Annotated in this window: 8 protein-coding genes; 2 read left to right on the top strand and 6 right to left on the bottom strand. The window is 73.9% G+C overall.

From position 1 onward, the window contains the following. Position 1: 1 nt before the first annotated feature. Positions 2–1261 carry an NAD(P)/FAD-dependent oxidoreductase gene (locus tag ACIPXC_RS25215; RefSeq protein ID WP_401622381.1) on the bottom strand — a complete coding sequence of 420 codons (1260 nt, stop codon included), beginning with the start codon at positions 1259–1261 and terminating at the stop codon, positions 2–4. Between the two features lie 203 nt (positions 1262–1464). Here ACIPXC_RS25215 and ACIPXC_RS25220 point away from each other — a divergent pair, with 203 nt between their 5' ends. Then, the gene (locus ACIPXC_RS25220; RefSeq protein ID WP_401622384.1) at positions 1465–2241 is read left to right on the top strand and encodes a sulfite exporter TauE/SafE family protein; all 777 of its coding nucleotides are present in this window, start codon (positions 1465–1467) and stop codon (positions 2239–2241) included. Positions 2242–2255: 14 nt separating this feature from the next. On the opposite strand, the gene ACIPXC_RS25225 is transcribed toward ACIPXC_RS25220, so the two are convergent. Together ACIPXC_RS25225 and ACIPXC_RS25230 are read right to left on the bottom strand one after the other, a co-directional pair. After that, positions 2256–2885 carry a class F sortase gene (locus tag ACIPXC_RS25225; RefSeq protein WP_401622387.1) on the bottom strand — a complete coding sequence of 210 codons (630 nt, stop codon included), beginning with the start codon at positions 2883–2885 and terminating at the stop codon, positions 2256–2258. Between the two features lie 129 nt (positions 2886–3014). Further along, positions 3015–3557 (bottom strand): hypothetical protein, encoded by a 543-nt coding sequence (locus ACIPXC_RS25230; RefSeq protein ID WP_401622390.1) that lies wholly within the window; start codon positions 3555–3557, stop codon positions 3015–3017. Positions 3558–3869: 312 nt separating this feature from the next. On the opposite strand from ACIPXC_RS25230, the gene ACIPXC_RS25235 reads away from it, so the two are divergent. Next, positions 3870–4364: a gamma-glutamylcyclotransferase family protein gene (locus ACIPXC_RS25235; protein WP_401622394.1), complete on the top strand. Its 495-nt coding sequence runs from the start codon at positions 3870–3872 to the stop codon at positions 4362–4364. A 212-nt stretch (positions 4365–4576) separates the two neighbouring features. On the opposite strand, the gene dnaG is transcribed toward ACIPXC_RS25235, so the two are convergent. From dnaG to ACIPXC_RS25250, 3 genes are all read right to left on the bottom strand, one after another. Then, positions 4577–6511 (bottom strand): DNA primase, encoded by a 1935-nt coding sequence (dnaG, locus tag ACIPXC_RS25240; RefSeq protein ID WP_401622397.1) that lies wholly within the window; start codon positions 6509–6511, stop codon positions 4577–4579. A gap of 34 nt (positions 6512–6545) precedes the next feature. Next, positions 6546–7820, bottom strand: coding sequence for an NAD(P)/FAD-dependent oxidoreductase (locus ACIPXC_RS25245; RefSeq protein WP_401622400.1), 1275 nt, complete (start codon positions 7818–7820; stop codon positions 6546–6548). A 93-nt stretch (positions 7821–7913) separates the two neighbouring features. After that, the gene (locus tag ACIPXC_RS25250) at positions 7914–9227 is read right to left on the bottom strand and encodes a deoxyguanosinetriphosphate triphosphohydrolase (RefSeq protein ID WP_401622403.1); all 1314 of its coding nucleotides are present in this window, start codon (positions 9225–9227) and stop codon (positions 7914–7916) included. Between the last annotated feature and the right edge of the window lie 102 nt (positions 9228–9329).

Genomic DNA, 9329 nt, shown 5'->3' on the forward strand with positions numbered 1-9329 from the left:
GTCAGTGGCCTCCGTCGTCGGTGAGCAGGTGGAACAGGTCGTGCGGTGCTTCCCCGCCCTCCCAGGTGCGGGCGAGGGCGCCCACCGTGGAGAGCTCGCCGAGCAGCACCCCGCCGACGAGGCGGTCGCCGCGCAGGACGACCTTGCGGTAGGTCCGCCGGGTGCCGTCGGTGAGGCGGACCACGTCGTCGCCGGGGAGGGGGGTGGTCTCGCCGAAGGCGGCGAGGTCCAGGGAGCCGTCGCCCCTCCCGCCGAGGGTGAGGCGGGTGAGGGCGCGGGTGCCGGTGTACGGGGCGGAGCCGCCCGTCAGGACCGCGGCGAGGGCGTCGGCCTGCTCCAGGGCGGCGCCGGCGAGGCCGTAGACCTGCCCGGCGTGCTCGGCGCAGTCGCCGATGGCGTGGACGCGGGGGTCGCTGGTGCGCAGCTCGTCGTCGACGACGATGCCCTTGCGGATCTCCAGACCGGCGGCCCGCGCCAGACCGGTGCGGGGGCGCACGCCGCAGGCGAGGACGACGAGGTCGGCGTCCAGCCGGTAGCCGTCGGCGAGTTCGACGCCGGTGACCTTGCGCGGGGTGTCCGCGCCGCGCCGTGTCCCGGGCGGCGCGGCCGCCGGCGATCCTGCCGTGACGAGCCCGCGTACCCGGCACTCCGTGTGGATCTCCACGCCGAGTCCGGTCAGGTGCGTCGCCAGCAGGGCGGAGGAGTCCGCGTCCAGCTGGCGTTCCATCAGGCGCTCGCCCTGCTGGGCCAGGACCACCACCGCTCCGCGCGCGGCGAGCGCCCGGGCGGCCGAGACGCCCAGCAGGCCCCCGCCGATCACCACCGCCCGCACCCCGGGGCGTACCGCCGCCGAAAGGGCGAGGCAGTCGTCCATCGTGCGGAACGCGTGGACGCCGTCGGGTAGTTCCCGTCCCCCTGGCTCGAACAGTCCGCGCAGTGGCGGGAGGACCGCGTTCGAGCCGGTGGCCAGCACCAGCGTGTCGTAGGCGGCCACCGTGCCGTCGTCACAGTGCACGGCCCGCTCCGCCCGGTCGACGCGAACGGCACGGACTCCGCGCCGCAGCACCGGGCCGGGGGCCGGGAGGGCGGTCACCTCCGGCGCGTACCGGCCCGCGAGGACCTCGGCGAGCAGGACCCTGTTGTACGGGACGTGGGACTCCTCGCCGAGGACGGTCACCGTCGCGGCCGGGCCCAGCCGCTGCGCGAGCCGCAGGCCCGCGAGGCCGCCGCCGATCACCACCACACGCTTTTCCGAGGTCATGCCATGAGGGTGCGCGGCCGCTGTTTCCCCTCCGCATCGCCTCTGTTACCCGGACGGAACGCCGACCTCAGCGCCCGGTTCAAGGGCCGGTGAGGCCTTCCTCTGGCTCCGGACCGGGCCCCGGCCCCGGGCAAAGCTCAACCTTTGCGCAACTTTCCGGGAAATGAATGGTCGCTGCACTGACAGCTCCATAAGGTCGGTTCGTGCCTGACATATCAACGACCATGATCATCGTGCTGTGCGTGGCGGCCGCGGCGGCGGGCTGGATCGACGCCGTGGTGGGCGGCGGCGGCCTGCTGCTCCTGCCCGCACTGCTGCTGGGCCTGCCCAACGCCCACCCGGCCACCGTCCTCGGCACCAACAAGGCGGTGGCGATCGTCGGCACCGCCGGCGCGGCCGTCACGTACGTCCGCAAGGCCCCGGTGGACGTGAAGCTGGCCGTCCGCATCGGCCTGGCGGCGCTCGCCGGATCGATGGGCGGTGCCGCACTCGCCGGCGGCATCAGCAAGGAGGCGCTCCGTCCGATGATCATAGTGGTGCTCGTGGTCGTCGCCGGTTTCGTGCTCTTCCGGCCCGGCTTCGGCACCGCCCCCTCCACCTCGCCGGTCAGCCGCGCCCGGGTGCTGCTCGCCATCGGTCTGGCCGGCCTCGGCATCGGCTTCTACGACGGCCTCATCGGGCCGGGCACCGGCACCTTCCTGGTGCTCGCGCTCACGGCCCTGCTCCACCTCGACCTGGTCGCCGCCTCCGCCACCGCCAAGATCGTCAACTGCTGCACCAACGCGGGGGCGCTCGCGATGTTCGCCTACCAGGGCATGGTGCTCTGGCAGCTCGCCGCCCTGATGGCGGTGTTCAACCTGGCCGGCGGCATGATCGGCGCCCGCATGGCGCTCAAGAAGGGCAGCGGCTTCGTCCGCGGGGTGCTGCTGACCGTGGTCGGCGCGCTGGTGGTCAAGCTCGGCCTGGAGCAGTGGGGCTGACCGGCCCCGGCCGGTCAGTACGTCGCGGTCAGGTGGGCGAAGACGACCACGTTGCCGCGGTAGCCCGTACGCGGTGAGAACCCGCCGCCGCAGGTGATCACCCGCAGCTCGGCCCGCGGGGAGGGACCGTAGACCCGGGTGTCCGGGAAGGTCCTGGCGTCGTGGACCTCGACCGCGTGCACCGTGAACACCGCCGTACGGCCGTCCGCGCGCGGCACCTCGATCGAGGCGCCGCGGCGCAGCGCACCCAGGTGGTAGAACACCCCCGGCCCGGCGGAGTCGTCCACGTGCCCGGCGATCACGGCAGTGCCGGTGGCGCCCGGGGTGACGCCCTCGCGGTACCAGCCGGCGAGGCCGCGCCGGTCGGGCGGAGGCACTTCGAGGTGGCCGCTGCGGTCCAGCCCGAGCCCGACCAGCGGGGCGTCCACACGGATGGAGGGGATCCTGATCCGCCCGGGCGGCGAGCCGACCAGCGGGGCGATGCCGGGGCCCACGACGCCGGCGGCGGTCAGCGCCTCGGCGGGGGAGGGCAGCGGGGGCCCGACCGGCTCCCGGGAGCCGCTGGTCACGAGCCAGACGCCGATGCACGCGGCGAGCGCGACGAGGCCGCCGTGCCGGGCGGTCGGGCGGAAGTCGCGGGCCATGCGCACCCCCTCAGCCTCTCGTCCGAGGTGACTGGCCGTCGCCCGGCCCCGCGAACGGGGGGACCTCGCGGGGCGGGCGACGGGGGACGGTACCGGTCGGACCGCGGCCGGAGCCGCGGTGGGCGTCCGTCAGCTCCGCGTGCCGCTCGCCCGGCGACGCAGGAGCCAGGTACCGCCGACGGCGGTGGCTGCCAGTACGGCCGCTCCCGCCGCGATCTTGACGGGGTCGGTGGTGGTGGTCGTGCCACCGCCCACCCCGGAGTTGACGTGCCCCTGCGGGCCGCGTTCGGTGACCACCAGGTCACCGGTCGCGAACTTGCCGTTCGCGCAGGTCGCGCCGATGCCGTAGGTGCCGGGACGGGTGCCGCGGGCCACCTGGAACTGTCCCACGACCACCTCCTTGTGGGTGCCCGGGACCAGCTTGAACCGGCCGCCGCCGACCGTGGTGGCATCGCCGTCCGCGTGGCTGCCGGGGCCGCAGGCCGTGGTGTTCACGGTGACGGTGGCGCCCGGGGCGGCGGACTTCGGCCAGACCTCCAGCGGGGCGAAGTCCCCGGGTGCGAAGCCCACCATGCCGAGGTCCGCGGCGGCGACCGCACCGGCGACCGGGCCGGTGAACGCGACGGCGGTCAGCGCGGTCGCGGTCAGCACGTGTGCGGTACGTCGGCGCATGGGACTCTCCCTGAAGACACGGGGTCGTGTGTCCGAGGAAACCCGGCCCGCTCGGCATGCGCCTGCTGATGTTCCGTCAGCTCGACCCCTCGGTGCGTCGCTGTGCCACGTTCCTGCAGGTCAAGGTGGGAGTGCGGCCATCCGGGCCGCCCGCGCCGTCCGGGTGACCGGCCCCCCGTACGGCCGCCGGCGGCCGTTGCGCACGGGCACCGGCCGGCGGCGCGACGGGGGTGCGTACGGTGGTGGGGCGCAGCGGAGCCGGGAGCCGCGGCCCGGCCGCGGAACGCTGCGCCACATCCGAGGGAGGGCTTCGTGACATCGGTCGAACGGCCGCAGGAGACGACCACCGCTGCGCTCCCGTTCTTCGTGTACGGGACCCTGCGCCCGGGCGAGGTCAACCACGCGCTGTTCCTGCGCGGCCGCACGGCCGCCGAGGAGCCCGCCACCCTGCCGGACGCGGCCCTCTACGACGGTCCGGGCTATCCCTTCGCGGTCCACCGGCCGGGCGCCGTCGTCGTCGGGGAGCTGATCACCGCCGAGCCCGGCGCGTACCGGGAGCTGCTGGCCGAACTGGACCGGCTGGAGGAGTACGAGGGGCCGGGGCGGCCGGGGAACGTCTACGACCGGTTCGCCCGCGAGGCCCTGCGCCCCGACGGCACCGCCGTGCGCGCCTGGGTCTACCTGGCGTCCCCGCTGATCGCCCGCGACCTGCGGGAAAGGGGCACGGAGATACCCGGGGGAGACTGGTTCAACCGTTCGGCCGAGCCGTCCCGACCCGGCCCGGAGGCCGGCCGGGACACCCCCTAGTGCTGTGGCCGGAAGGGTTTGCCGTCTCGCGGCGTCGGGTGCGGTGCATCGCAAGGCGGAGGGCCGCGGCTCGTACTGGACGTACTTCCGTGGTCCGACAACGCGGCGAGGTGCCGTACCGGGCGTCGTGAGGCGGTGAACCTTTCCGGTCACAGCACTAGAAAGCCTCGCCGGTCGTGCCGGGCTCGCGGGGCCCGACCGGCAGGGCGCCCTCAGAGTCCCTCGGCGCCGCGGTTGCGCAGGCGCTGCCCGTACTGCTGGAGCACCCACAGCTCCTCCTGGACCGCTGCCAGTTGCTCCGGCGGCGCCTGCGCGCCGAGCCGGGACAGCGAGCCCTGGATCTCGTGGACCCGCCGGTCGACCGCGCGCAGCCGGACCTGGACCAGCTGGACCCCCGCGTAGACCTCGTCGACCGTCTTCGCGTGGATCGCCTCCACCGCCAGCTCGGTGACGAGCGCGCGCACGGTGTCGTTCGGCGCGGCCTCGCGCACCCGGGCCACATAGTCCTCGGCGGCGGGTGCGGCGCCGCCCGCGTCCTGGATCGCCTGGCGGACGGCGGCGTAGGGCGGTGCGGTGAACTCGTCGATCCCGTACGCGTCGAAGGCCGGGGACACCAGCGCGGGCCGCTGGAGGGCCAGCTTCAGCAGCTCGCGCTCGGTGCGGTGGGCGGGGCTGCGCAGGTTCAGCGCGGGGCCGCCGGCCGGCTGGGCGGCGGGCGCCGGAACGTCCTCGTAGGCCTGATGGCCCCGCTGCCGGCTCCCGCCGGGGCGGCCACCCTGCGGTGCGCCGCCCTGGCCGCCCTGGCCGCGCTCGCGCGCCCACCGGGCGAGCTGCGCGACCCGCTTGACCACAAACTGCTCGTCGCGGATGCCCAGCATGCCCGCCAGCTGGACCGCCGACTCGTGCTGGATGGCGATGTTCTTGATGTTGGCGACGACCGGCGCCGCCTCGTCCAGCGCGGCCGCCCGTCCCGCCGGGTTCTCCAGGTTGTGCCGGGCGACGATGTGGCGCAGGGCGAACTCGAACAGCGGGGTGCGGGCCTCCACCAGGCCGACGACGGCCGCGTCGCCCTGCGCGAGGCGCAGGTCGCAGGGGTCCATCCCGCCGGGGGCGATGGTGATCGAGGTCTCCGCCGCGAACTTCTGGTCGTCCTCGAAGGCCCGCAGGGCGGCCTTCTGACCGGCCGCGTCACCGTCGAAGGTGAAGATCACCTCGGCGGTGGCGTTGTCCATCAGCAGGCGGCGCAGGATCTTGATGTGGTCCCCGCCGAAGGCGGTGCCACAGGTGGCGATGGCGGTGGTGACGCCCGCCAGGTGGCAGGCCATGACGTCGGTGTAGCCCTCGACGACCACGGCCCGGGAGGTCTTGGCGATCTCCTTCTTGGCCAGGTCGATGCCGTACAGCACCTGGGACTTCTTGTAGATCGCGGTCTCGGGCGTGTTCAGGTACTTCGGCCCGTTGTCGTCGTCGCGCAGCTTGCGCGCGCCGAAGCCGACCACCTCGCCGCTGGTGTCGCGGATCGGCCACATCAGCCGGCCGCGGAAGCGGTCGATCGGCTTGCCGCTGCGGCTGTCCTGGGCGAGCCCGGAGGTGATCAGTTCCTTGTCGGTGAAGCCCTTGCCGCGCAGGAAGCGGGTCAGGTGGTCCCATCCGGCCGGGCTGTACCCGACGCCGAAGTGGGCGGCCGCCGCCTGGTCGAAGCCGCGCTCGGCCAGGAACCTGCGGCCGATCTCGGCCTCGGGGCCGTCCAGCTGGTCGACGTAGAACCGGGCGGCCTCCCGGTGTGCCTCGACCAGCCGGATGCGCTCACCGCGGCCGCTGGTGCCGGCGGTGTAGCCGCCCTCCTCGTAGCGCAGGGTGATCCCGGCCAGGCCGGCCAGGCGCTCGACCGCCTCGGAGAAGGAGAGGTGGTCGATCTTCATGACGAAGTCGAGGGTGTCCCCGCCCGCCTGGCAGCCGAAGCAGTGGTAGAGGCCCTTGCTGGGGCTCACCTGGAAGGAAGGGGACTTCTCGTCGTGGAAGGGGCACAGGCCCTTGAGGTTGCCCCCGCCCGCGTTGCGCAGCTGAAGGTAGTCGGAGACCACGGCGTCGATCGGGACCGCGTCCCGTACCGCCTTCACGTCGTCGTCGTTGATCCGTCCTGCCACCCGTGAAGTCTACGGCCGGGCGCGGACAAACCCGTCAGGCCCCCTCCGCCGGGATCAGCGAGGCAAGCGGAACCGACGGGTCCGAGAGGGCCTCGCGGTCCACCGGCGCCTTCGACCTGATCAGGGCCTGGATGTGCTCGGTGACGTCCCACACGTTCACGTTCATTCCGGCGAGGACCCTCCCCTCCGACAGCCAGAAGGCGATGAACTCCCGTTTGCCGACGTCGCCGCGGATCAGCACCTGGTCGTAGCCGCCGGGCGGGGCGTACCCGGAGTACTCCAGGCCCACGTCGTACTGGTCCGAGAAGAAGTAGGGCACCCGGTCGTAGGCGACGTCGTGCCCCAGCATCGCCCGGGCGGCGGCCGGGCCGCCGTTCAGCGCGTTGGCCCAGTGCTCGACCCGCAGCCGGGTCCCGAGCACGGGGTGGTGGGCGGCCGCCACGTCACCGACCGCGTGGATGTCGGGGTCGGAGGTGCGCAGGGCGGCGTCCACGGCGATCCCGCCGCCGTGTTCCCGGTCGACGAGGGCCAGCCCGGAGGTCTCGGCGAGGGCGGTCCGCGGCGCGGCTCCGATCGCGGCGAGCACCGCGTGCGCGGGGTGCTCCTCCCCGTCGTCGGTACGGGCGGCCAGCACCATGCCGTCCTGGCCGATGATCTCGGTCAGCCGGGCGCCGAAGTGGAAGCGGACCCCGTGGTCGGCGTGCAGGTCGCCGAAGAGCCGGCCGATCTCGGGGCCCAGCACGGCGTGCAGCGCGGTGGCCTCCGGCTCCACGACGGTCACCTCGGCGCCGTACCCGCGGGCCGCTGCGGCGACCTCCAGGCCGATCCACCCGGCGCCCGCGATGAGCAGGTGGCCGTTGTCCCGGCCGAGGCCCGCCAGGACGTGGCGCAGCCGCTCGGCGTGCGCGAGCCGGCGCAGGTGGTGCACCCCGGCCAGCCCGGTGCCGGGGATGTCCAGGCGGCGCGGTTCGGCGCCGGTGGCCAGCAGCAGCTTGTCGTAGTGCACGACCGTGCCGTCCCCGAGGAGCACCTTCTTGGCCTCCCGGTCGAGGTGGACGGCCGGCTGGCCGAGGTGCAGCTCGATGTCGGAGGCGGCGTACCAGGACGGTTCGTGCACGAAGACGCTCTCGCGCTCCTCCTTGCCCGTCAGGAACCCCTTGGACAGCGGGGGGCGCTCGTACGGATGGTCGCGCTCGTCGCCGATCAGGATCACCCGCCCCGTGAACCCCTCGGACCTCAGCGTCTCGGCCGCCTTGGCCCCGGCGAGCCCTGCGCCGACGATGACGAACGTCCTGTGTGCGTCGACCACCTGATGCCTCCTCATAACCTCTACGCCACATGCGGCCACATGCGAGCGTCCCGCACCGAGCCTGCCGCGTGAAGGGGGAATGGCTCGATCGGCTCACCCTTCGGCGCGTCGGGTGCGGTGGGTGAGACGCGCGTGCAGGGAACGGGCGGAAGCGTCGGTGAGACACGCGATCTGATCGATGACCGCCCTCTTCCTGGCCCGGTCGTCCGCGGCGGTGTCGAAGATGGCCCGGAACTGCGGGTCCAGGCCCTCGGGGGCGCGGGCGCTGAGCGCCTCGGCCAGCTCGGCCAGGACGATGCGCTGGTCGGCGCGGATGCGCTCCTGCTCGTCGCGCTGCATGACGTACAGGTCGGCGACCGCCTTGAGGACCGCGCACTCGTTGCGCGCCTCGCGCGGGACCACCAGTTCGGCGCAGTACCGGGTGAGGCGGCCCGACCCGTACGCCTCCCGGGTGGCGCCCTCGGCGGCCAGGCAGAAACGGCCGATCAGCTGGCTCGTGGCGTCCTTCAGGCGGGCCTGGGCGACTGCGGAGCCGTCGTACCCGTGCGGCCACCACTCCTGCTCCATCAGCCGGTCGAGGGCGGCCCGCAGCTCGTCGGGTGAGGTGCCGGCGGGGACATAGCGGCCGATGGCGACCTGCCAGATCGCCGCGCGCTCGGGCTCGGCGAACAGGAGGTTGGGGTCGAGGTGCCCGGCGTGCAGCCCGTCCTCGAAGTCGTGCACGGAGTAGGCGACGTCGTCCGCCCAGTCCATGACCTGGGCCTCGAAGCACTTGCGGTCGGCGGGCGCGCCGAGGCGCAGCCACTCGAAGACCGGCAGGTCGTCCTCGTACGCCCCGAACTTGACCGAGTCCGGGTCGGTCGGGTGGCCGCCGCGGGCCCACGGGTACTTGGTGGCGGCGTCCAGGCAGGCCCGGGTGAGGTTGAGGCCGACGCTGACCGGCTCCCCGCCCGCCGGGCCGGGCACGAACCGCTTGGGCTCCAGCCGGGTCAGCAGGCGCAGCGACTGGGCGTTGCCCTCGAATCCGCCGCAGTCCTTCGCGAACTCGTTGAGCGCCTCCTCGCCGTTGTGGCCGAAGGGTGGGTGGCCCATGTCGTGCGAGAGGCAGGCGGCCTCGACGAGGTCGGGGTCGCAGCCGAGCGCGGCGCCGAGCTCCCGTCCGACCTGGGCGCACTCCAGGGAATGCGTGAGGCGGGTACGGGGGCTGGCGTCCCAGTCGTAGGAGCGCGTGCCGGGCGTGACCACCTGGGTCTTCCCGGCGAGGCGGCGCAGGGCGGCGGAGTGCAGGACGCGGGCGCGGTCGCGCTGGAAGGCGGTGCGGCCGGGGCGTTTGTCGGGCTCGGCGGCCCAGCGCTCGGTGTCGGCCGGTCCGTAGGGCGAGTCGAGGTCGTCTGCGGGGGCGTGCATGGTGCCTTCCATCAGTTCCTCCGCTGGGTATCCCCGGCTTCAGCCGGGGCGGGAAAGCGGAACGGTGCGGAGCACCGTTGTTCGTTGACGTCAGGACAGAGG

The sequence above is a fragment of the Streptomyces sp. NPDC090021 genome (genome assembly GCF_044748225.1).
In the GTDB taxonomy this organism is placed as follows: domain Bacteria; phylum Actinomycetota; class Actinomycetes; order Streptomycetales; family Streptomycetaceae; genus Streptomyces.